The sequence below is a fragment of the Streptomyces sp. NRRL WC-3605 genome (genome assembly GCF_001509795.1).
Classification (GTDB): domain Bacteria; phylum Actinomycetota; class Actinomycetes; order Streptomycetales; family Streptomycetaceae; genus Streptomyces; species Streptomyces viridochromogenes.
Window position 1 is genome coordinate 1 of record NZ_LLZN01000025.1, and the last position, 246, is coordinate 246.

The window sequence follows — 246 nt, forward strand, 5'->3', positions numbered from 1 at the left end:
GAGCTGTCGAAGGTGGGACTGGCGATTGGGACGAAGTCGTAACAAGGTAGCCGTACCGGAAGGTGCGGCTGGATCACCTCCTTTCTAAGGAGCACTTCTAGGCTGCCTCGGCAGTCCAGAGGCCAGTACATCAGCGAATGTCTGATGCTGGTTGCTCATGGGTGGAACGTTGACTACTCGGCACACTTGATCGTCTTCTCCTTCTAGTACTGCTCTTCGGAGCGTGGAACGTCGAGGGGAGCGGGG

Annotated in this window: 1 rRNA gene; it reads left to right on the top strand. The window is 57.3% G+C overall.

Going from position 1 to position 246, the window contains the following annotated elements:
• Positions 1-84: ribosomal RNA gene (locus ADL34_RS05625) — 16S ribosomal RNA — on the top strand; the annotation flags it as partial.
• Positions 85-246: the final 162 nt, after the last annotated feature.